The organism is Kitasatospora sp. NPDC030952, from assembly GCF_055571335.1.
In genome coordinates, this window is sequence record NZ_JBVIFM010000006.1 from 1 (window position 1) to 21,584 (window position 21,584).

General features: G+C 73.0%; 21 protein-coding genes. 11 read left to right on the top strand and 10 right to left on the bottom strand.

What is annotated here, in order from left to right:
• Positions 1 to 89: 89 nt before the first annotated feature.
• Together ACZ47G_RS13620 and ACZ47G_RS13625 are read right to left on the bottom strand one after the other, a co-directional pair.
• Complete coding sequence (locus ACZ47G_RS13620; protein ID WP_465742098.1) at positions 90 to 536, bottom strand: YjbQ family protein; 447 nt, start codon at positions 534 to 536, stop codon at positions 90 to 92.
• Positions 537 to 762: 226 nt separating this feature from the next.
• Complete coding sequence (locus ACZ47G_RS13625) at positions 763 to 1,032, bottom strand: hypothetical protein (RefSeq protein ID WP_465742100.1); 270 nt, start codon at positions 1,030 to 1,032, stop codon at positions 763 to 765.
• Between the two features lie 888 nt (positions 1,033 to 1,920).
• On the opposite strand from ACZ47G_RS13625, the gene ACZ47G_RS13630 reads away from it, so the two are divergent.
• A complete protein-coding gene (locus tag ACZ47G_RS13630; protein ID WP_465742102.1) occupies positions 1,921 to 4,251 on the top strand; it encodes a bifunctional glycosyltransferase/CDP-glycerol:glycerophosphate glycerophosphotransferase in 2,331 nt (776 codons plus the stop codon).
• Positions 4,252 to 4,314: 63 nt separating this feature from the next.
• On the opposite strand, the gene ACZ47G_RS13635 is transcribed toward ACZ47G_RS13630, so the two are convergent.
• Positions 4,315 to 4,527 (bottom strand): EF-hand domain-containing protein, encoded by a 213-nt coding sequence (locus ACZ47G_RS13635; RefSeq protein WP_188304199.1) that lies wholly within the window; start codon positions 4,525 to 4,527, stop codon positions 4,315 to 4,317.
• Between the two features lie 177 nt (positions 4,528 to 4,704).
• Here ACZ47G_RS13635 and ACZ47G_RS13640 point away from each other — a divergent pair, with 177 nt between their 5' ends.
• Positions 4,705 to 5,373: a lysophospholipid acyltransferase family protein gene (locus ACZ47G_RS13640; RefSeq protein WP_380450915.1), complete on the top strand. Its 669-nt coding sequence runs from the start codon at positions 4,705 to 4,707 to the stop codon at positions 5,371 to 5,373.
• Between the two features lie 121 nt (positions 5,374 to 5,494).
• Here ACZ47G_RS13640 and ACZ47G_RS13645 read toward each other — a convergent pair whose 3' ends face one another.
• Both ACZ47G_RS13645 and ACZ47G_RS13650 read right to left on the bottom strand, forming a co-directional pair.
• Positions 5,495 to 7,345, bottom strand: a complete 1,851-nt coding sequence (locus ACZ47G_RS13645; RefSeq protein ID WP_465742105.1) for an ABC transporter ATP-binding protein — start codon at positions 7,343 to 7,345, stop codon at positions 5,495 to 5,497.
• Between the two features lie 181 nt (positions 7,346 to 7,526).
• A complete protein-coding gene (locus ACZ47G_RS13650) occupies positions 7,527 to 8,300 on the bottom strand; it encodes an SDR family NAD(P)-dependent oxidoreductase (protein ID WP_465742107.1) in 774 nt (257 codons plus the stop codon).
• Between the two features lie 155 nt (positions 8,301 to 8,455).
• Between ACZ47G_RS13650 and ACZ47G_RS13655 the strand changes: the two genes are divergently transcribed.
• The 4 genes from ACZ47G_RS13655 to ACZ47G_RS13670 all read left to right on the top strand — a co-directional run bounded on the left by ACZ47G_RS13655 (position 8,456) and on the right by ACZ47G_RS13670 (position 11,414).
• Positions 8,456 to 8,662, top strand: a complete 207-nt coding sequence (locus tag ACZ47G_RS13655; RefSeq protein WP_465742109.1) for a hypothetical protein — start codon at positions 8,456 to 8,458, stop codon at positions 8,660 to 8,662.
• A gap of 81 nt (positions 8,663 to 8,743) precedes the next feature.
• Complete coding sequence (locus ACZ47G_RS13660) at positions 8,744 to 9,463, top strand: hypothetical protein (RefSeq protein ID WP_465742111.1); 720 nt, start codon at positions 8,744 to 8,746, stop codon at positions 9,461 to 9,463.
• Entirely contained in the window at positions 9,460 to 10,395 is a 936-nt protein-coding gene (locus ACZ47G_RS13665) for a DUF6895 family protein (protein WP_465742113.1), read from the top strand. The genes ACZ47G_RS13660 and ACZ47G_RS13665 overlap by 4 nt, the downstream gene beginning before the upstream one ends.
• Entirely contained in the window at positions 10,392 to 11,414 is a 1,023-nt protein-coding gene (locus ACZ47G_RS13670; RefSeq protein ID WP_465742115.1) for a serine hydrolase domain-containing protein, read from the top strand. Before ACZ47G_RS13665 ends, ACZ47G_RS13670 begins: the two co-directional genes overlap by 4 nt.
• Before the next feature lie 80 nt (positions 11,415 to 11,494).
• Here ACZ47G_RS13670 and ACZ47G_RS13675 read toward each other — a convergent pair whose 3' ends face one another.
• Positions 11,495 to 12,166, bottom strand: a complete 672-nt coding sequence (locus ACZ47G_RS13675; RefSeq protein ID WP_465742117.1) for a LysE family translocator — start codon at positions 12,164 to 12,166, stop codon at positions 11,495 to 11,497.
• An 89-nt stretch (positions 12,167 to 12,255) separates the two neighbouring features.
• On the opposite strand from ACZ47G_RS13675, the gene ACZ47G_RS13680 reads away from it, so the two are divergent.
• Positions 12,256 to 13,614, top strand: a complete 1,359-nt coding sequence (locus ACZ47G_RS13680) for an aminotransferase-like domain-containing protein (RefSeq protein ID WP_465742119.1) — start codon at positions 12,256 to 12,258, stop codon at positions 13,612 to 13,614.
• 93 nt (positions 13,615 to 13,707) lie between these two features.
• Here ACZ47G_RS13680 and ACZ47G_RS13685 read toward each other — a convergent pair whose 3' ends face one another.
• Genes ACZ47G_RS13685 through ACZ47G_RS13695 form a run of 3 tightly spaced genes read right to left on the bottom strand, consistent with a single transcriptional unit; the run spans position 13,708 to position 17,356 of the window.
• Positions 13,708 to 14,613 carry an SDR family oxidoreductase gene (locus ACZ47G_RS13685; RefSeq protein WP_465742121.1) on the bottom strand — a complete coding sequence of 302 codons (906 nt, stop codon included), beginning with the start codon at positions 14,611 to 14,613 and terminating at the stop codon, positions 13,708 to 13,710.
• Positions 14,610 to 15,656, bottom strand: coding sequence for an alpha/beta fold hydrolase (locus tag ACZ47G_RS13690; protein WP_465742123.1), 1,047 nt, complete (start codon positions 15,654 to 15,656; stop codon positions 14,610 to 14,612). Before ACZ47G_RS13690 ends, ACZ47G_RS13685 begins: the two co-directional genes overlap by 4 nt.
• On the bottom strand, positions 15,653 to 17,356 hold the full coding sequence (locus tag ACZ47G_RS13695; protein WP_465742125.1) for a flavin-containing monooxygenase: 1,704 nt from the start codon (positions 17,354 to 17,356) through the stop codon (positions 15,653 to 15,655). The genes ACZ47G_RS13690 and ACZ47G_RS13695 overlap by 4 nt, the downstream gene beginning before the upstream one ends.
• Positions 17,357 to 17,579: 223 nt before the next feature.
• Between ACZ47G_RS13695 and ACZ47G_RS13700 the strand changes: the two genes are divergently transcribed.
• Together ACZ47G_RS13700 and ACZ47G_RS13705 are read left to right on the top strand one after the other, a co-directional pair.
• On the top strand, positions 17,580 to 18,368 hold the full coding sequence (locus ACZ47G_RS13700) for a MerR family transcriptional regulator (RefSeq protein WP_465742127.1): 789 nt from the start codon (positions 17,580 to 17,582) through the stop codon (positions 18,366 to 18,368).
• A 223-nt stretch (positions 18,369 to 18,591) separates the two neighbouring features.
• Positions 18,592 to 19,557: an ABC transporter substrate-binding protein gene (locus ACZ47G_RS13705; protein WP_465742129.1), complete on the top strand. Its 966-nt coding sequence runs from the start codon at positions 18,592 to 18,594 to the stop codon at positions 19,555 to 19,557.
• A 151-nt stretch (positions 19,558 to 19,708) separates the two neighbouring features.
• Here the strand turns inward: ACZ47G_RS13705 and ACZ47G_RS13710 are convergent, their stop codons facing one another.
• The gene (locus ACZ47G_RS13710) at positions 19,709 to 20,374 is read right to left on the bottom strand and encodes an NADPH-dependent F420 reductase (RefSeq protein ID WP_465742131.1); all 666 of its coding nucleotides are present in this window, start codon (positions 20,372 to 20,374) and stop codon (positions 19,709 to 19,711) included.
• A 100-nt stretch (positions 20,375 to 20,474) separates the two neighbouring features.
• On the opposite strand from ACZ47G_RS13710, the gene ACZ47G_RS13715 reads away from it, so the two are divergent.
• Positions 20,475 to 20,921, top strand: a complete 447-nt coding sequence (locus tag ACZ47G_RS13715) for a winged helix-turn-helix transcriptional regulator (RefSeq protein WP_465742133.1) — start codon at positions 20,475 to 20,477, stop codon at positions 20,919 to 20,921.
• Positions 20,922 to 20,993: 72 nt separating this feature from the next.
• Positions 20,994 to 21,395: a VOC family protein gene (locus ACZ47G_RS13720; RefSeq protein WP_465742135.1), complete on the top strand. Its 402-nt coding sequence runs from the start codon at positions 20,994 to 20,996 to the stop codon at positions 21,393 to 21,395.
• Positions 21,396 to 21,584: the final 189 nt, after the last annotated feature.

A 21,584-nucleotide genomic window follows, 5' to 3' on the forward strand; every position in this document is an offset into this window, starting at 1 on the left:
AGGTGCCCCCACCTCCGCCTTGCGATGCACGCACCCCAACGCCGCCCCGCCCGCCCTCCGGGCGGACGACGGGAGTTTGAAGACAGGCCCTAGCCGAGGAAGGACAGCCGGACGGTACGGCGCGGGTTGTCCCCGTTGGTGTCGATCAGCACCACGGACTGCCAGACGCCGAGCGCCAGTTGGCCGCCGAGCACAGGCAGGGTGGCGTGCGGGGCGACCAGGCCGGGCACCACGTGGTCCCGTCCGTGGCCGGGGCTGCCGTGCCGGTGGCGCCAGCGGTCGTCGACGGGGAGCAGGTCGCGCAGGGTGGCGAGGAAGTCGTCGTCGCTGCCCGAGCCGGTCTCCAGGACGGCGATCCCGGCGGTGGCGTGCGGGACGAAGACGTTGAGCAGTCCGTCGCGTCCGGCGGCCCGTTCGTCGAGGAACGCGGCGCAGCGGTCGGTGATGTCGAGTGCGACCTCGCGGTTGCCGGTGACGATCTCCAGGGTGGTGGTGTGGAAGGGCCCGGTCGACGTGGAGTGGTTGGTGTCCGCCATGGCGCCATCCTGGCCCAGGTCAGCGGGTCGGGCGTACTGCCTCGCCGACTGGCCGCGCCGGAGCGGCGGCCTCGCATAGGGTGAGAGGTTCAGACCCGGGGTGGGAGGTTCAGACCAAAGTGGCGGGTCCGGACTCCGGATACGCCGACGACCCGACGGACCGGTGGTCCGTCGGGTCGTTCGGGAGCCGGTCCCGGGCCGAGGCCCGGAGCGCGGCTCCGGGATCTCAGCCGCGTCCGCCGAAGAGGCTCCGGCGCAGCCGACGCAGCGGTGCCAGCAGCGACACCCGGGTGTGGCGACGACGGGCCGCCGCCGGGGCGTCGGCGCCGCGCGGCGTCAGTTCCCTTATCAGCCCGAGCGCCTCGGCGGTGTCCACCGCCGGGAGCGCAGGCGCGCCGAGCACGGCCAGGTGTCGCTCGATCCGGCGGCCGGTCGCGCCGACACCGCACTGGACCGCCGGCACACGGGGCCGAGTCCGCACTTGCATGTGTTCCATCAGTTTTCCCACCCCTACGAGGCGCCAGGGCCGTGAGGCGAAGACTATCCGTGAGAGACGGCCTTCGCGCAACCGTCCTTGGTGTTGTGCCACCGTACCGTGCGACGTCAACTGACGGTGCACCAGGGGCCGCCCGGGGCGATCACGACTAGGCATCAATGATGGTGCACGACCGGCCGTCCGTCACCAGGGCCAGGAGGCGCGGGGCCGGCGCCCGCACCGACGGCATGCGCCGGGCGCACGGGGGCGGACGGCCGGTGCGGTGGTCGTGTCGACGAATCGCCCTGGGGCGCTCCGGGGCCTCCCGCCGGGGCTCCCCATATAGGGGACAGCCGTCACATCGACAAAGCGATCACCGAACGGGTCACCGAAGGGGTCACCAGAGGGATCGCCGAATGGGCCATCGCGGGACCAGGGGGTCGCAGGGGATCGCGGACGAGCCCGGGGACCGCCGGGATCAGCGCGTCACCGCGCGACTTCATGAAGTGAACGCATTCGGGGGATTGACTCCACCGATTCCTCCAAGCAATATCTGAGACAACACGCAGGTGCCCGCACCGCACCCAGTCGTGTGTTCGAGTCATGAATGGCTCGAGAAGGACTCCGGCTCCCTGCGGGCCACTGCCCGGTCACCTCGACGCTGCGGTGGCCAGGCCCGCGCGGTGCCCGGACCGGCGGCCGGCCGTAGAGGGTCGGCCAGGCCGCCACCAGACTGCCGGTGCCGCCCCGCACAGGGCCCGGCACCGGCGGTCCCGGGCCGGTTCCCGCCGCTTCCCACCGCCCGCCGCACCCTCCGCTCCCGCCCCGCCGCACCCGCCGTTCCGGCCCACCGTCGCCGACCGGACGTCCTCGCAGGTCGCACCGTGTGGGTCGGTAGACTCGGCCAGCGTGTCCCTCCTCCTCAGCATCGTGCTCCCGGTCCACGGCGTGGAGCGGTACCTGCCGCGCTGCCTCGACTCGATCCTCGGCGAGACCCCCGCCGCCGAGACCCGCTTCGAGGTCATCGCGGTCGACGACCTCTCCCCCGACGGCTCCGGCGCGATCCTGGACGCCTACGCCGCCCGCGACCCCCGGCTGCGCGTGATGCACCTCACCGAGAACCAGGGCCTCGGCGGCGCCCGGGCCGCCGCCCTGCCGCAGCTGCGCGGCGAGTACGTCTGGTTCGTGGACAGCGACGACTGGCTGCCCGAGCGGACGGTCGGCGTGATCCTGGACGAGCTGGCGCAGGAGAGCCGCCGCGAGGTGCCGGCCGACGTGCTGCTCACCGACTTCACCCACGTCTACCCCGACGGCGGGAGCGAGCCCAACCCCTGGCGGCACGTGCTGGTCGGCTCCCCGCTGGTCGAGGGCTGCACGGCGGCCGAGCACCCGGCGCTGTTCCAGACCGTGATGTCGGTGTGGAACAAGGTGTTCCGCCGCGCCTTCCTGGAGGGCCTGGACGTCGCCTTCGGCCGCGGCTACTACGAGGACATCTCGGTCACCTACCCGGCGCTGCTGGCCGCCGAGCGACTGCGCTACCTGGACCGCCCCTGCTACTTCTACCGGCGCGGCCGGGACGGCGCGATCACCGCCACCGCCTCCCCGAAGCACGCCGACGTGTTCGCCCAGTACGACGCAATCTTCGCGTTCCTGGACCGCCCGAACCAGCCGAACAGCCCGGAGCGCCCGGACCTACCCGGCCGCCCCGGCCGACCCGTCCCGGAGTCGCTGCGCACCCTGGTCTTCGACCGGACCGTCCGTCAGGCTCTGAACGTCTACGACACCCCCGGTCTCGTCCCGCTGGACCGGCGCCGGGACTACTTCCACCGGCTCGCCCTGCACTTCGAGCGCCACCGCCCGGCGGGCTACCGCTTCCCCGGCGGGGTGCGCGGGGTGCAGTACCGGCTGGCCGCCCGCGGCGCCCGGATCGCGTACGCCGAGCTGCGCCGCACCGGCCGGCTGCCGCGCGAACTCAAGCGCGGGGCACGGGCGGTGGCCCCGGCGGTGAAGAAGGGGGTGCGCAGCGGCGCCCGGTTCACCGCGTACAACGCCTTCCGCCGCCTCCCGCTGGACGAGCACCTTGCGGTCTACGCCGCGTACTGGCACCGGGGTTACGCGTGCAGCCCGGCGGCGATCTACGAGAAGGCGAAGGAACTCGCCCCGCAGATCCGGGGCGTGTGGGTGGTGGAGACCCGCCGGCAGGCCGACGCGATGCCGCCCGGCGTCCCGTACGTGGTGGTCAACACCCCCGCGTACCTGAAGGCGATGGCCACCGCCAAGTACTTCGTCAACAACGTCAACTTCCCGCGCACGATGGCCAAGCGCCAGGGCACGGTGCACGTCCAGACCCAGCACGGCACCCCGCTCAAGGCGATGGGCATGGACCTGCGGGGCCGGCCCGAGGCGGCCGAGGGGATGGACTTCGACCGGCTCCAGGAGGCCATCGACCGCTGGGACTTCCTGGTCTCCTCCAACCCGCACACCAGCGAGCACTTCGCCCGGGCCTTCCCCGGCCGGTACGAGATGCTGGACACCGGATACCCGCGCAACGACCGGCTGGCCAACGCCACCCCGGCGGAAGTCCGGGCGATGCGCGAGCGGTTGGGGCTGCGGCCCGGCACCACCGCGGTGCTGTACGCGCCGACCCACCGCGGCGGGAAGGGCGGCTACGTGCCGCTGCTGGACGTGGCGGAGCTGGCCCGGCGGCTGGGCCCGCGGTTCACGCTGCTGCTGCGCACCCACTACTTCCACACCGACGGCCCGGGCGACCTGACGGCCGGTGAGGACGCGGCGGAGATCGTGGACGTGTCGGCGCACCCGGTGGTCGAGGACCTCTACCTGGCGGCGGACGCGCTGGTGACGGACTACTCGTCGATGATGTTCGACTACGCGGTACTGGACCGGCCGGTGGTGATATTCGCTCCGGACTGGGCGGAGTACCAGCGCGAACGCGGCGTGTACTTCGACCTGTTCGCGGAGCCGCCGGGCGCGGTCACGGTCGACGTGGACGGGCTGGCGCGGGCGCTGCGCGCGGGCGATCCGGAGCCGGCGGCGCGGGAGCGGTTCCGGGCGAAGTTCTGCGTCTGGGACGACGGCGGGGCGGCGGAGCGGGTGGTGCGCCGGGTGTTCCCGGTGGCGCCGTCGGGTACGGCGAGTTCAGCAGGTACGGGCACAGCCGGTACGGGTACGGCGGCTCCGGCCGGTACGGCGGCTCCGGCGGCTCCGGCCGACGGAGCGTAGGCGGTAGCGGCCTTCGGACGGGGCGGGTGCCGCCGGTACGGCGACCGGCCCCGTCCGCGCGACTCAGCGCTGGCGGGCGGCCAGGAACTCCTCGAAGTCCAGGTAGCCCTGGTGGCGGGTGTCCATCGCGTGGATCAGCGCCTCTGCCATCGAAATGGTGACGCTGTGGTCGCCCATCTCATTGGCGGCCAGCGCGTACTCGGCCGGAGTGATCTTGCCGTCGCCGTTCTGGTCGAAACGGTCGAACATCTCCTTGATGGCCTCGACGCTCTCCATCGTTCCCTCCTGGGTACTGCGGGGTCTTGCTCGGTTCGGACGGCCGTACCCTACCCGGCCGTGGTGTTCACCACGGTCGCCGGGAGTGGACGGGCGGCGGGGTCGGTGTCGTAGTCTGCGGGTCTGATTGCTGACCCGGACTCCTCCGGGGCGGTCGTTCGTCCAGGGAGGGAACCCGTGCTCGACCTCGCCACCAGGCTGCTGCTGAAACCCGTTTCACGGGGGATCTGGCGTCCGGCCATCGAGGGCGTCGAGAACGTGCCGCGCAAGGGCGGGGTGATCCTGGCCAGCAACCACCTGTCCTTCATCGACAGCGTGGTGATCCCGCTCACCTCCCCGCGCCGGGTCCACTTCCTCGCCAAGGCCGAGTACTTCACCGGCACCGGGCTCAAGGGCCGGCTCTCCAAGGGCTTCTTCGAATCGATCGGCGCCGTGCCGGTCGAGCGCGGCACCTACCGCTCCGCTCAGGCCTCACTGGAGTCGGCGCTGGAGATCCTGGAGGCCGGCAAGGCCTTCGGCATCTACCCGGAGGGCACCCGGTCGCTGGACGGCCGGCTGTACCGGGGCAAGACGGGCGTCGCCTGGCTCGCGCTGACCGCGGGCGTCCCGGTGGTGCCGGTGGCGCTGGAGGGCCCGGAGCAGATCCTGCCGGTGGGCAAGCGGGTGCCGCGGATCAAGAAGGTGACCGTCCGCTTCGGCGAGCCGCTGCACTTCGACGAGCTGCACGGGCAGGCCCGTTCGCTGAAGGCCCGTCGGCAGGTGACCGACGAGGTGATGGCGGCGATCCAGCGGCTCTCCGGCCAGGAGGTCGTGGAGAGCTACAACGAGGTCCCGAAGGCGGCCTGAGCCGCGGCCCGTCCCGGCCGCACCGCCGTCCGTCCCGGCTGCACCGCATCCGTCCGGCCTGCACCGCGTCCGTTCCGCCTGAGCCGCTGCCGCTCGCACGCGCGCGCACTCGCGCCTGGTGCTACGCGTGTCCGAGCGCGGCAGCCGGCACGGTCTCCGTCCCGGCCGCCCCCGAAGCCTCCGGGACCTCCCGGCGCAGCAGCGCCGCGTACCGGCCGTCCAGTTCCACCAGCTCCTCGTGGGTGCCGAGTTCGACCACCCGGCCGTGGTCCAGCACCGCGATCTGGTCGGCGGAGCGGACGGTGGAGAGCCGGTGCGCGATGGTGATGGTGGTGCGGCCGGCGGCCAGGGTGTCGACGGCCTGCTGGACGGCGCGTTCGGTGCGGTTGTCGAGCGCGCTGGTGGCCTCGTCCAGGATGAGCACCGGCGGGTTGCGCAGGATGGTGCGGGCGAGTGCCAGGCGCTGCTTCTCGCCGCCGGAGAAGCGGTAGCCGCGTTCGCCGACCAGGGTCTGGTAGCCGTCCGGGAGGGCGGCGATGGTGTCGTGGATCTGCGCGGCCCGGGCGGCCTCGACCAGTTCGTCGTCGCTGGCACCGGGTTTGGCGAAGCGCAGGTTCTCGGCGACCGAGGCGTGGAAGAGGTAGGTCTCCTGGGAGACCACGCCGACCGCGCGGGCCAGGGTGTCGAAGGACAGCTCGCGCACGTCCACCCCGTCCAGGGTGACCCGGCCGCCGGTGACGTCGTACAGGCGTGGCACCAGGTAGCTGAGGGTGGTCTTGCCCGAGCCGGTCTCGCCGACGACGGCGAGTGACGTCCCGGCCGGGACCTTGAGTTCGACGCCGTCCAGGGTCGGGCGCTCCTGGTCCGGGTCGTAGCGGAAGTCGACGCCCTCGAAGCGGACCTCTCCCCGGATGTCGGCCAGGCTGACCGGGTGCTCCGGTTCGGCGATCTCCACCGGCAGGTCGAGGTACTCGAAGATGCGCTGGAAGAGCGCGAGCGAGGTCTGCACGTCCACTCCGGTGGACAGCAGGCTGACGGTCGGGCGGAACAGGCCCTGCTGGAGGGTGACGAAGGCGACCAGGGTGCCGACCGAGACGATCGGCGCGCCGGCGGCGGAGGTCAGTCCGGCCGCCCAGTAGATCAGCGCGGGCATCGCGGCCATCACGATCATGATGGTGTTCATCCGCCAGCGCCCGGCCATGCTGGCCCGCACCTCGAGGTCGGCGAGCTGGTCGGACTGCCCGGTGAACTCCCGGGCCAGCGAGTCGGAGCGGCCCATGGTGCGGCCGAGCAGGATGCCACTCACCGACAGCGACTCCTGAACCGCCGAACTCATCGCGGCCAGCTGCTTCTGCCGCTCGGTGGTGATCTTCTTGCGTTCCTGGCCGACCCGGCGGCTGATCCAGACGAACAGCGGCAGCAGGAGCAGCGAGACGACGGTCAGCCGCCAGTCGAGGGCGACCATGGCGACGATCGAGGCGATCACGGCGGTGAGGTTGGAGACCAGGCTGGTCGCGGTGGAGGTCACCGTGGACTGCATGCCGCCGATGTCGTTGGCGATCCGGGACTGCACCTCGCCGGTGCGGGTGCGGGTGAAGAAGGCCAGCGACTGCCGCTGCAGGTGGCCGTAGACGGAGGTGCGCAGGTCGTGCATGACGCGCTGGCCGACGGTGGTGGAGATCAGCGTCTGCAGCACGTTGAAGATGCTGTTCACCACGGCGGTGAGGATCATCCCGAGCGCGAGCAGGCTGAGCAGCCCGGTGCGGCCCTGCGGGATGGCGGTGTCCAGCACGGCCTTGAGCAGGAACGGGGAGACCACCGACACCACGGCGGAGGCGGCGACCAGCAGGCCGACGGTGGTCAGGCGGCCCCGGTAGGGGCGGAACAGCGCGAGGATGCGGCGCCACTGGGCCGGCGGGCGGGGGTCGCCCTCGGCGCGGTCGGGCGGGGTCCAGTCGATGGCGGGCCTCAAGTACGGGCCTCCCTGGGTAGGACGGTCGGGCGGGCTTCATCAGCATAGCGGGGTTAGCTCATAGTTAGACAAGCTAATAGTGAGGTTCTCTCTATTCCCTCGCCATGACCCACCACCGACGGCCGCCCGACCGCCGGGCCCGACCGCCCGTCTCAGCCGCGCCGCCCGACCGCCCCGCGCCTCAGTTGGTCCGGTAGGTGCGCGCCGCCTTGGAGGACAGGCCGCCGAGCCTGCCGGACGGCAGCACCCGGGCGATCGCCACCGCCAGCTTGTAGCGCTTGCCCGGCACGGACACCGAGCGGCCGCGGGCGAGGTCACGCATCGCCTCGTTCACCACCCGCTCGGCCGACAGCCAGGACCAGGAGGGGATGTTGCCGGTGCCCATGCCCGCCCGCTGGTGGAACTCGGTCCGGGTGAAGCCCGGGCACAGCGCCATCATCCGCACGCCCGTTCCGCCGAGGTCCCGCAGCACGCCCTGGGTGAAGCTCACCACCCACGCCTTGCTCGCGCCGTACGTACCGCGCGGCAGGAAGGCCGCCACCGAGGCGACGTTCACGACCGCGCCCCGGCCGCGCTCGCGCATCCCCGGCAGGGCGGCGGTGGTCAGCCGCAGGATCGCCTCGATGTGCACCTTCAGCATGTCCAGCTCGTCCTGGAGCGGGACGGTCCCGAAGGCGCCCTTGTTGCCGAAGCCTGCGTTGTTGACGAGGAGGTCCACCGGGCGCTCGGCGTCGGACAGCCGGGCCTCGACGGCCGCGATGCCCTCCTCGGTGGCGAGGTCGGCGGTCAGCACCTCCGCCTCGATGCCGTACTCGGCGTGCAGGTCAGCGCTCGCGCGCTCCAGGCGCCCGGTGTCCCGGGCCACCAGGACGAGCTGGTAGCCGCTGCGGGCGAGCCGGCGGGCGAAAGCGGCTCCGATGCCGGCGGTCGCGCCGGTGATCAAGGCTGTGGTCATGCCCAAGACCGTACCGACTCACCGCATCCGCGCCCACACCCAGGGCAACGCCCCAGCTCAGCGGGTTGCGGATGCAGGCATCGGATCGTGCTCGTAGTGTCGAACAGGGGCATCGCCCGACCGGGCGGTGAAAGCCAGACGAGGAGGCACATCTGATGCTTACTCAGTTCCACACCGAAACCGCCTCGGCGTCACCCAGCGCGACGCTCGCCGAGGCCGAGACACTCGCGAGCCTGATGGTGGAGGACGAGGCCGTCGTGTCCGACGCGCCCACGTACCTGCCCGAGGCCGCCGGTGCCGCACTGCTGGCCGGCCTGCTGCTGCTGTCGCCGAAGGGCCCCAAGGAGAAGCCGACCCGGTAGTCGGGTCCCGGGCCCCCGGGCCCCGCGCCCGCGCCCGGCCTCTCCGTCCTCTCCAGTCCCCTGAAGGAGAAGCACCTCACCATGCCGTTCGCCGAGACTCCTCTCCGTGACGAGTACGCCGCGGCAGTCGAGCGAGTGGCGGGCCGTACCCTCGACGCCCTCCGGGACGGCGGGGGCGCGGCCGTGCTCACGGACCCCGACACCGCCGTACCCCGGCCGCTGCTGGCCGCCGTACGGGTGCTGGGCGCCGACCTGTTCGCCCCGCAGCTGATCTCCGGCGCCGAGCCCGACACCGCCACCGCCGCGCTCCTGGCCGAGGCGCGACGCACGCTCCCGGCGCCGGCGCCCGCCTCCGAGGGCGCGGCAGTCGTGATCGGGTGGCAGGACTGGGCGGCCGACCGGCTGCTCTCCCGCACGCCGTTCGGGGACGGCACCCCGGCCTCCGCCCGGCCGCCCACGCCGCCGCCCGACCGGGAACGCCTCGGCTGGCGGCTCTGGTCGGCCCGGATGGCGCAACTATCCGTCCTCGCCCTGCCCGGACTGGACGGCCCGCTGCACGACACCGTACGTACGGGCACCCTGGACCTCGCCCGCGGCACCGTCCGGGCCGTGCTGCGGCGCGACGCCACCACCTCCGCCCGGCTCGCCCGCTGGCTCGCCTGGGCGCACGCCGACGGGCGACCGCTGCGCCTGGAGATCGAACCCGTCCTGGACCGGATCGATCAGGTCAACGACGGCACGGACCGATCCGGGCTCGAACTCGCCATTGCCCGGGCCTTGTTGAACGGGGCTCCGAGATGACCGACACCCAGGTGCTCAGCACCGCCCAACAGCTCGGCTCCCGGTCACTGGCCTGGCTGCACGCCGGCTACCAGAGCGGCTACGGCCGGCTGGAGGACAACACGGTCATCGACCTCGCCGAACCGAACGACGTCTACAAACCGCTCTGCGAAGTCGCCCTGGCCTCCTCGCTGGTGCTGCGCGACGGCATCACCGGCCCGCACGACACCGAGCTCGCCCGCGCGCTCCTCGAAGCCGCCTGGGCCCAACTCCGGGACGGCGACCTGCTGTACGAACGGCAACTGCGGCACGTCACGGTCATCGACCCGCTGGAGACGTACGGCCACTTCGCCCGGGCCGGCTACCGCCACGCCGCGCTGGAGGACCTCCTCAACTCGCTCGGCCGCCTCCGCTCCGTGCACGCCGTCGAGATCCCCGGCAACCGCCGGCTCGCCCTGGCCAACGCCCGGCGGATCGCGGGCCTCGAACCCCGGCCGGACTGGAACGCGCTCGCCGGGGCCACCTGGCTCGGCGCCCTCCCCGAGCCGTGGACCATCGCCTGGCTGATCGCCTACCACGTCACCCACACCGTCTTCCACGTCACCGACTGGGGCGCCCGGCCCGAGTGCCTGCCCGAACCGATGCGCGACTACCTGCGCGACTGGCTGCCGGTCTGGCTCGACATCTGGCTGGAGATCGAGCAGTGGGACCTCGCCGGCGAACTGCTGATCGTCGACTCGTGCATCGGGGAGCCCGTCACCGGTCGGGTCGGCTGGGAGGCCCTGGCCGCGGTCCAGCAGCCGGACGGACTGATCCCGTGCGAGGGGTCGGCGCCCGAGTACGAGGACCCGGAGGACGCCTTCCGCGATCACGGACACACCGCCGTGGTCGGGGTGGTGGCCGCCACCGTCGCGCTCTCGCGTGCGCTCGGCGGCACACCGGTGGCCACTTGAGCGGGCTGGACGCGGCGGTCGCGGCGACGCTGCGGGCCGCCGAACCGTACGCCACCGCCGTCACGGTGGCGGTGGCGCACGCGGGGCGGGAGGAGGTCCACTGCGACGGGCACCTCGACCGCGAACGGTCGGCGCCGTGCACGCCGGACAGCGTCTTCGAACTCGGCTCGGTCAGCAAGACGTTCACCGCGCTGCTGCTCGCCGAGCTGGCCGCGCGCGGTGAACTCGCCCTGGAAGAACCGGTGGAGAGCCGCCTTCCGCCCGACTGGCGCCCGGTGCGGGCGAGTTCCGGCGCGCCGATCCGGCTGCTGCACCTGGCCACCCACACCTCGGGCCTGCCGCGACTGCCGCCCGGACTGCTCGCGGCGGCCGTCCCGAACTGGACCGGCAACCCGTACGCCGCCTTCGGCGATGACCAGTTGCGCACGTCGGTGGCCCGAACCGCCGTACGGTGCCAGCCAGGCAGCCGGTACCGGTACTCCAACTACGGGGTCGGACTGCTCGGCCGGCTGCTCGCCGAGACCGGCGGGGCGCCGTACCCGGAACTGCTCGCCGAGCGGATCTGCCGGCCACTGGGGCTCCACGCCACGACCTGCGCACCGGACGCGCCGGAACGCGCCGTCGGGTACCGGCGCGGACGGGCACTGCCGCCATGGCTCATCCCCGGCCTGCCCGGGGCGGGCGCGGTCCGCTCCAGCGGGGCCGACCTGCTGCGCTACCTGCGTGCCCATCTCGACGGTGGGAACGGGCAGTTGGGAGCCGCCCTGCGGGACGTCCAGCGACTACGGCTGCGACTGCCGCACTCGACGGACCGGCTCGGCCTGGTCTGGCAGCACCGGGATTCAGGCGGCCGGGACCTCTACTTCCACGCCGGCGGCACCCGGGGGTTCACCGCCTTCGTGGGCTTCTCGCCGGAGGGACCGACCGCTGTGGCCGCCCTGGCCAACACCGCGCCCTCGCTCAACGGGCGTTTCATCCAGGCGGGTTACGAGGTGCTGCGGGCCGCGAGCCGGGGCTAGCGCGGCCGGGGCTGGTGGGGGGTGCCGGCGGACCTTGCCGGGCGCACGACCTGCCGAGCGCACGACCTGCCGGGCAGGCTCTAGACGGCGACGGCCTCGGCGCGGTCGGCGGCGATGTTCAGGGCGAGGCCCGCCAGGACGGTGCCCATCACATAGCGCTGCACGCGCAGCCAGACCGGGCGGCGGTTCAGGAAGCCCGCGATGCTGCCCGCGCTCATCGCGATCAGGCCGTTCACGCTGACCGCGATGACGATCTGGGTCAGGCCCAGCACCAGGCTCTGCAGCGCGACATGGCCACGCTCGGGCGCCACGAACTGGGGCAGCAGCGAGATGTAGATGATGGCGATCTTGGGGTTGAGCAGGCAGGTCAGGAAGCCCATCGCGAACAGGCGGCGCGGCGAGTCCGGCGGCAGCTGCTGCGGGGCGAAGACCGCCGTACCGCCCGGCTTGACCGCCTTCCAGGCCAGCCAGAGCAGATAGCCCGCGCCGGCCAGCTTGATCGCGGTGTACAGCGCCGGGACGACCGAGAACACCGCCGCCACCCCGGCCGTCACCGCGACCAGGTAGACCAGGAATCCGGTGGCGACGCCGGTCAGCGACACCAGCCCGGCGCGGCGGCCCTGGGATATCGAGCGCGACACCAGGTAGATCATGTTCGGCCCCGGCGACAGCACCATGCCCAGGGCCACGGCGGCGATGCCGAGCACCGCGTGGCCGTCCACGGCGGATGTCAACCTGTCCAAGTCGTCCATGCGAGGAGGCTAGGGTGCGGAGTCGGCTCGATGCAATGATGACTTTGCACTCGGTGCAATGCCTCCGGGGGCGAAGGGATTGGAGACCGATGGACGACTACCGGCGGATCGCGGACGAGCTCGCCGCCGACATCACCGACGGACGGCTGCGGCCCGGCCAACAGCTGCCCACCCTGCGGGCCTTCGCCCGCGGACGGGGCATCGCCGCCTCGACGGCGGGGCGGGTCTACCGCGAACTGGTCCGGCGCGGACTGACCGTCGGCGAGGTCGGGCGCGGCACCTTCGTCCGGGCCGGGCGGGCCAACGAGGCGGACGGCGGCCGGATCGCCCTCGCCGAGCCCGCCGACGCGCCGATCGACCTGGAGCTCAACTACCCCACCGTGCCCGGACAAGCCGAACTGCTGGCCGGTGCGATGGCACCACTGCTGCGGGCCGACGCACTCGGCGAGGCGCTGCGGCCGGTCGGCGCGACCGGGACGGAGCCGGCCCGGCGGGCCTTCGCGCAGCTGCTGTCGACGGGGGCGGGCGACTGGGCCGCCGACCCCCGGCAGCTGCTGTTCGCGGGCAACGGACGGCAGGCCGTCGCGGGGGCGCTCGCCGCACTGGTACCGCCAGGGCAGCGACTGGGGGTCGAGGCACTCACCTACCCGGTGGTCAGGGCCGTGGCCGAACGGCTCGGCATCCGGCTGGTGCCGCTCGCCGTCGACGAACACGGGCTGCTGCCCGACGCCGTGGCGGCGGCCCACCGTACGGCGCCGCTGCGCGCGGTGTACGTCCAGCCCCGGCTGCAGAACCCGCTCGGCGCGAGCCTGCCGCCGGAGCGGGCGGTCGCGCTGGCCGGGGAGCTGCGCCGGCTGGACCTGCCGGTGGTCGAGGACGGCATCTGGTCCTTCCTGCGCCCCGAACTGGCCCCGCTCGCCGCGCTCGCACCCGAGCGAACGGTGCTGGTCGACAGCCTCTCCAAGCGGCTCGCCCCCGGGCTGACCACCGGGTTCGCGGTCGTCCCGGACGGGCTGCGCGACCAGGTCGCCGGTGCGCTGCGGACCGGCGGGTGGGCGCCGAGCGGGTTCGCGCTGGAGGCGGCGGTGCGCTGGATCGGGGACGGGACGGCGGCCGCGGTGGCGGCGGCGAAGCGGGCGGACGCGGCGGCGCGGCAGGCGCTGGCCCGGGAGGCGCTCGCGGGGCAGCGGCTGCGGGCGGACCCTTGCTCGTTCTACCTGTGGTGGGAGCTGCCCGGGGCCTGGCGGGCGGAGACCTTCGTCGCGGCGGCGAGGCGGGCGGGGATCTCGGTGACGCCCGCGACGGCCTTCGCGGTGGATCCGCGGAGCACGCCGTCGGCGGTGCGGGTGGGGCTGGCCTCGCCGCCGCTGCCGGTGCTGGGGTGGGCCCTGCGCGTGCTGGCGGGGATCGCGGCGGGGACGACTCGCGGGGCGACGGATAACAGATGACAGGTAACAGATGACAGGTTACAGATTTCGAAATCTGTTATCTGTCATCTGTTATCCGTTCTCCGTCAGCTGTCAGCTGTCAGCTGTCGCTCGTCAGTCCCCCGCCCCCGCCCGGCCCCCTCGCACCGCCGTGTCCGCAGCGCCACCGGCCCCGACGGCGCGCAGCCGGGAGGCGGCGGTGGCAGCGAGCTGCGGAGCGAGCCTGGCGACGTCACGGGAGCCCACCACCGCGATCAGGCCGGGCAGCAGCCAACGCATCGGCTGCATCCCTCGCAGCCAGGCCTGGGCGTACACATGGGCGGAGCGCCGGGCGATCCCGGCGACGATCCGCTCCACCGCCGGCTCCAGCGGATAGGTCTTGTTGGCCGGCCATGGCAGCCGACTGCGCATCTGCTTCAGTACGGCGTCCTCGTCGGCGCCGCGCACCATGTCGGTGTCGGTCCAACTCAGGTACCCCACACCGACCTTGACTCCCTGGTAGGCGACCTCGGCGCGGATCGAGTGGGCGAAGGCCTCCACCCCGGACTTGCTGGCGCAGTAGGCGCTCATCAACGGTGCGGGCGTCAGCGCGGCGAGCGAGGCGATCTGCAGCAGGTAGCCCCGGCTCTCGGTGAGCGCCGGCAGGAAGGCCCGAGCGGTGGCGACGCTGCCCAGCAGGTTGACCTCGATCACCCGGCTGAAGGCCCGGTGGTCGCTGTCGGCCAGCGGTCCGCCGATCGCGATCCCGGCGTTGGCGACCACGGTGTCGATCCGCCCGTAGTGCTCCTTGATCCGGTCGGCGGCGTCGCTGAGCGCCTCCAGATCGGTGACGTCCACCTCCCACGCGGTGGCGGCCGCGCCGCACTGGGCCGCGACGGCCTTCAGCTCCTCCGGCTCCAGGCCGAGCAGCGCGACCTTGGCCCCGCGCCGGGCCAGTTTGCGGGCCAGCGAGGCTCCGACTCCACGGGCGGCCCCGGTGACCACCACGACCTGCGCGGACAACGGCGGGATGGCGTTCATGCGACGGTGGTCCTCTCGACAGCGGAAGCGGAGGCGGAAGCGGGCGCGTCAACAGCGGAAGCGGGCGCGGGAACGACAGTGGGAACGGTAGCGGGAACGGTAGCGGGAACGGCCGCGTCGGCGGCGCGGCCGGGGCTCAGGTAGGCGGAGGCCATCCGGTCGATCTCGGCGGCGATCTCCACCGGCCGCTCCAGCGGCGCCATGTGCCCGACCCCGGGCAGCAGCAACAGGCCCTGCGGGTCGGCGAGTTCGGCGACCATCCGGTGGGCGTGCACCGGCGGGGTCAGTCGGTCCGCGGTGCCCACCACCACGGCGGTGGGGGCGGTGATCCGCCCGAGACCGGCGCGCACGTCCAGCCGTTCCAGCACTCCGGCCCAGTGGAAGCGGACCCCGGTCGGGCAGGCGTGCACGATCCGGGCCGTCGCCTCGACCTGTCCGGGGGTCGAACCCGGCCCCATGATCGCGTACTTGAGCGCGGCCCGACTGACGCCCGAGACCGGTCCGAGCGGCATCCGGGAGCGCAGCAGTTGCCGGTGCAGGAAGCGCCGCAGGCCCGGGGCGCGGACGCCCTTCGGCAGGACGGTGAGCTCGGCGAGCAGCTCGGCCGGACCGGTGGAGATCAGCACGTTGGCGGCGATGCGCTCGGCGACCTCGGGCCGGCCGCCGGCGGCCATGACGGTCATCCCGCCCATGCTGTGCCCGGCCAGCACCGCACGCTCCCCCGCCGGGACGGTCCGCGCCAGCACGGCCGCCAGGTCCTCGGCGAGCGCCCGGGTGGAGTAGCGGGCCCGGCTGGGCGGGATCTCGCTGTGGCCGTGGCCGCGCTGGTCGTAGGCCACCACCCGGTAGCGGTCGGCGAGTTCGCGGATCACCGGGGCCCAGAAGGCGGTCGAGCAGGTCCAGCCGTGGGAGAGCACCACGGTGGGCGCGCCGGGCTGGCCGTGCACCTCGACGTGCAGCCGGATCCCGTCCGCCGATCGGACGCTCAACTCCTCGACGGGCGTGGGCGGTACGTACTCGGCGGGCAGGTGGACGGCGGTCATGCGGTGGCCTCCTGGACGGCGGTTCCGGCGGCGGTTCCGGCAGTGGATCCGGAAGCGGTTCCGGCGGCGGGACGGGCGGCGCTCGGGGTGGTGCGCATGATCAGCTCGTACTCGCCGAGGTCGACCTTGCGGGTGGCCCGGCGGAAGGAGGTGGTGGAACCGGGCCAGAGCACGGTGTTCCTGCCGCTCGGGTCCAGGTACCAGCTGCGGCAGCCGCCAGTGGTCCAGACGGTGCGGTCCATCCGGTGCTGGAGTTCCAGGTTCCACTGCCGCTGGGCGCGGACGGTGGGCTGCATCGCGGTCGCGCCGACCGTGTCGAGCGTCGTCAACGCGTCGATCATGTAGTTCAGTTGGGACTCGATCATGAGGATCATCGAGCTGTTGCCGAGGCCGGTGTTGGGGCCGATCACGAAGAACAGGTTCGGGAAGCCGCGCACGGTCGAGCCGCGCAGCGCCTCCATGCCGTCCTTCCACTCCTCGGCCAGGCTCGTCCCGTTCGCCCCGAACACCCGGGCGCCGATGGGCATGTCGGTGACGTGGAAGCCGGTGCCGAAGACGATGGCGTCCACCTCGTGCTCGCCGCCGTCGGCGGCCACCAGGGTGGAGCCGCGCAGTTCGCGCAGGCCTGAGGAGACCACCTCGGTGTTGGCGGCGGCGAGCGCCGGGTAGTAGGTGTTGCTGAGCAGGATGCGCTTGCAGCCGATCCGGTAGTCCGGGGTGAGCCTCGCGCGCAGCGCCGGGTCGGCGACGCCCTGGGCGATGTGGCGTTCGGCGATCCGCTGGACGACGCGCAGCAGTCCGGGGCGGCGCACGAAGGCGTCCACCTGGATCTCGCGGAGGGCGAACAGGGTTCCCCGGCGGATCTTGGCGGTGACCGGGAGGCGGTCGTGCAGCCACTTCTCCAGCTGGCTGATCTCGCGGTCGCGGCGCGGCAGCACCCAGGCCGGAGTGCGCTGGAAGACGGTCAGCTTGCCGACCTTCGGCTGGATCGACGGGATGATCTGGGCGGCGGAGGCACCGGTGCCGACCATCGCGACGCGCTTGCCGGCCAGGTCGAAGTCGTGGTCCCAGCGGGAGGAGTGGAACACCTTGCCGGGGAAGGTGCTCAGGCCGGGCAGGTCGGGGATCTGCGGGTCGGCGAGCGGTCCGGCGGCGGAGACGATGGCGTCGGCGGTCCACTGGCCGGCCGAGGTGGTGATCCGCCAGCGGGTCCGCTCGCCCTCCCAACGCGCCTCCAGCACCTCGGTGTTGAAGCGCAGGTGGGGGCGGAGGCCGAAGACGGTGGCGACCTTCTCCAGGTAGGCGCGGATGTCCGGCTGGCCGGAGAAGCTGCGCGGCCAGTCGGGGTTGGGCGCGAAGGAGAAGGAGTAGAGGTGCGAGGGCACGTCGCAGGCGCAGCCGGGGTAGCTGTTGTCGCGCCAGGTGCCGCCGACGGAGTCCGCGCGCTCCAGCACGACGAAGTCGGTGATCCCGGCGCGGCGCAGCCGGACGGCGGCACCGAGGCCGCCGAAGCCGGAGCCGATCACGGCCACCCGTACGTGCGGTACGGCCTCCGCCGCAGCATCGGGGTCGGTCGCGTCGGGGCCTCCGGACGCGCCCGTGGCGCCGGACGCACCGGACACATCGGATGTGCCGGACGCACCGGACGCACCGGACGCACCGGACGCACCGGGGCGTGGGCGCTTGCTGCTGGATGCCATGCGGCCTCCTCCTGAGGGTGGGGCGGTGGTCGTCACGCTCTTCCGGGGATGGCACCCCGGAACCTCCGGGGTCGCGCCCCGGAACCCTGCCAATCGCGCCAGTAATCACTGGCATGGTTGGCAGGGTAGCCCTTGCTGACACCGGATGGAAGAAGCGCGACGGCCCGGATTCACCGGAAGTTCCCGAAGCTCCCGCACGCTCCCGGGCCGACCCGACGGACCTATGCTGATCGCCGTGGACAAGGTCAGAGCTGCTGCGGACGACAGAAAACGCGAGTACCGGGTGGAGGAACTGGCCGAAGCGGCCGGGATCACCACCCGCACCCTGCGCTTCTACCGCGAGCGCAAACTGCTCCAACCGCCCCGCAAGGAGGGCCGGATCGCCTGGTACGGCGAGGAGCACCTGGCCCGGCTGCGAATGATCGGCGAACTGCTCGAACGCGGCCACACCCTGGGCGGGATCGCCGAACTGATCGGCGCCGGCGAGAGCGGGCGGGACGTCGCCGAGTTGATCGGCCTCGAGGCCGCCATCGTCGCCCCCTGGTCGGACGAGACCCCGGTCCGACTGGAGTGGGACGAGCTCAAGGCCGCCTTCGGGGACCAGCTCACCGAGGAGAACACCGCCGAGTCCATCGCCCAGGGCTACATCACGGTGGAGGACGACGGGATCACCCACGTCAGCCGCCGACTGATGGACGCCACCACCGAGCTGGTCGCCGAGGGCGTGCCGCTCTCCGCCGTCCTCGACGCCAGCCGGCGCACCCGGGAGCACGTCGACGCCATCGCCGAGATCTTCATCGAGGTGGTCAGCGAGCACCTGCTCAGCGTGCTCTCCGGCGACACCCCGCTGGCACCCGGCGAGGCGGCCCGGCTCACCGAGCGCATCCTGCGGGTGCGACCGCTCGCCCGTACCGTCGCCGACGCCCAGTTCACCCTCGCGATGGACCGCCGGGTGCGCGCCGAGTACCACGAACTGCTGCGCCAGCGACGGGAGTACGGCTCCGAGGCGTAACGGGACCATCGGGCGGGCAGGGATTCCCGGGCCCCGTACGCCACTTGGGGGAGCCGACCGGTGGGGGGTTCTGCCCGACGGGGGCCCACTCGTTGGAGGCGGCTCCTTGAAGCCCGCTCGTTGAAGCCCGCTCGTTGAAGCCCGCTCGATGGAGGCCAGCCCGTTGAAGGCCAGCCCGTTGGAGGCCAGCCCGTTGGAGGCCAGCCCGTTGGAGGAGCCGCTGATGCCCCGAACCCTCAGCCGCCGCGCCGCGCTCGGCCTCGCCGCCGGGCTCGCCCCGGGCCTGGCGCTCACCGCCTGCGGGTCAGGCTCCCCCGCGCCGGGCGGCGGTTCGTCCGGCTCCGGCGGCACCCGGACGGTCCGGCACGCGCGCGGCGAGAGCGCCGTACCGGCCCGGGCGAGCCGGGTGGTGGTGCTGGACACCGACGCCCTGGACTCGGTGGTCACCCTCGGCCTGAGCCCGGTCGGCGCCACCACGGTCAGCGCGGGCGCGCCCTTCCCCGGGTACCTGCCCGCCGAGCGGCTGGCCGGGACGAAGCCGGTCGGCGCGATCGGCCAGCCCAACCTGGAGGCGATCGCCGCGCTGCGGCCGGACCTCATCCTGAGCAACCAGGTCCGCGACGACAAGCGGTACGACCAGTTGTCCAAGATCGCGCCCACCGTGCTGTCCAGGACCACCGGGCCGACCTGGCAGGAGAACGCCCGGCTGCACGCCGAGGCGCTGGGCCGGCAGACCGAGGCCGAGGCGGCGGACGCGGCGTACCGGACGAAACTGCGGGACGTGGTCACCGCGCTCGGCGGGCCGGCCAAGGCGGCGGCCACCCGGGTCGAGATGGCCCGCTTCCTGGCCGGCGCCCCTACCCGGCTCTACCTCGACGACACCTTCGTCGGCTCGCTGTTCAAGGACCTCGGGCTCGGCCGCCCGGCCAACCAGGACAAGCCCGGGTTCTCACTGGAGATCAGCCCCGAGCAGGTGGACCAGGCCGCGGCCGACGTCATCTTCTACTCGGTGTACGGGGACCCGGCGAAGTCCGACCACACCAGGATCACCGAGGGCGCGCTGTGGAAGAACCTGGACGCCGTCCGCAACGGCCGGGTGTTCGCGGTGGACGACAACCTGTGGATGCTCGGCATCGGCTACACCGGGGCCGGGCTGATCCTGGACCAGATCCGCAAGGACCTGGCCTGACGGCGGGACGACCACCGAACGGAGAACAGATGACAGATGACAGATGACAGATTTCAACATCTGTTATCCGTTCCCTGTTATCTGTCATCCGTTCTCTGCCATCCGTTCCCTGTTTCCCGTCGGCCGTCCCCCAGCTCCCGCCCCTCCCCCGCTACGCGACGTCGTCCACCGCCCCCGGGGCCAGCGCGGGCGCCGGGAACACCCCCCGGGCCTCGCCGCCGGACCACCACACCCCGATCGCGAACACCGCCGCTGCCTCCAGCAGCCCGGCCCGGTCGAGCCCGCCACAGGGCACCGGCGTGCAACCCATCGAGCCCACCAGCTCCGCCGTCAGTGCACCGGCCGCCGGATCGTCCGCGCAGTACGGGACGCCGAGCGGTGCGCCCTCGAAGCTCGGCCGCGGCAGCGACCAGATGCTCTCGTGGCAGATCCCGAACACCTTGGCCACACGCGCCGCCGGAGCTGCCGAGGCGAGCCTCCGGGCGATGGAGTCCGTGCCGCCCTCCGTGGTCAGGGTCGGCCCGCCCGCGCCCGGAGCCATCGGCACGGTGCAGTCCAGCAGGACCCGCCCGGCCAGCTGGTCGGCCAGCGAGGCGACCACCTGCTCCGCCACGCCGGCCGGCAGCGCGACCAGCACCGCCTGCCCGAACCGCGCCGCCTCCGCTGGGTCACCGCCGCCCGAGGCGCCGATCGCCCCGGCGAGCTTCCGGGCCGCGTCCGCGTCCCGCCCGCCCACCAGGACCTCGTGCCCGGCCCACACCCAGGCGCGGCCGAGCGCGGCCGCCATGGATCCCGTCCCGAGTATGCCGATCCGCATGGCCCATCCACTCCTCACATCACGTCCTGTGCCGTACTCCGGACGCTAGAGGGGTCGATGCACACCGCTGGGTGTGCAACGGATCGGGCAGGATGACGGCATGCGGACCGAGGACGCGAGCGAAGACCGGCCGGACGGCGCCCCCGACGACGCCCTCGACGGCACCCCCGGCGGCGACCCGGGCGGCAGGGTGTTCGCCGCGGACTGCCGCGCCCGGCTGGCCTTCGAGGTGATCGCCAACCGCTGGGACAGCGTGGTGGTGTACGTCCTCGGCGAACAGGGCCCGATGCGCCCCCGCGCGCTGCTGGACCGGATCGGCGGACTCAGCCCGAAGGTGCTCAACGAAACGCTGCGCCGGCTGGAGTACAACGGCCTGGTGGAGCACCGCCGTTACGCCGAGGCCCCGCCCCGCGTCGACTACACCCTGACCGGGGCGGGCGTCGCGCTGCTCGGTCCGATCCGCGCGCTCGGCGCCTGGGCCGATGTCCACGCCGACGCCGTCCTCACCGCCCAGGACCGCCACATCGGTACCACAGCAGCGAACTGACGCAGCGTCATCGGAGAACTGTCAGTCCCCCGTGCCACCCTCGTCGTGAACCCGCGACGACCGGAGGCACCCGTGCACACCGATCACACCGATCTGGACGAACTGGAAGCCATCACGCTCTTCGCGGCGGACGTCCCCGCCACGAAGGCCTTCTACCAGGAGGTCTTCGGCCTCCCGGTGGTCTACGAGGACGACGCCTCGGCCGTCGTCCGGCTGCGCAACCTGCTGGTCAACCTGCTCGCGGCGGACCAGGCGCCCGAACTGGTCGAGCCGGCCCCGGTGGCAGCGCCCGCCACGGGGGTGCGGGCGCTGCTCACGGTTCGGGTGCCGGACGTGGACGCGGTCTGCGCCCAACTGGCCGAGCGCGGCGTCGCGTTGCTGAACGGGCCGGTGGACCGGCCGTGGGGCCGGCGGACGGCGGCCTTCGCCGACCCGGCGGGACACGTGTGGGAGGTCGCCCAGGATCTCGCCTGACCCGCCACCTCGACCCACCCCCTCGACCCACCACCTCCACCTGCCGCCAGCCGGCCGGCCACCAGCCAGCTGTCAGCCGCCCCGCCGTCAGCCACCCGAAACCACGGCCACACAGGGCAGTCGAGCACGGACGACGGCGGGGGCGACGGTGGTCCGCACACCGTCGCCCCCGCCGTCAGGTCCGGCCGT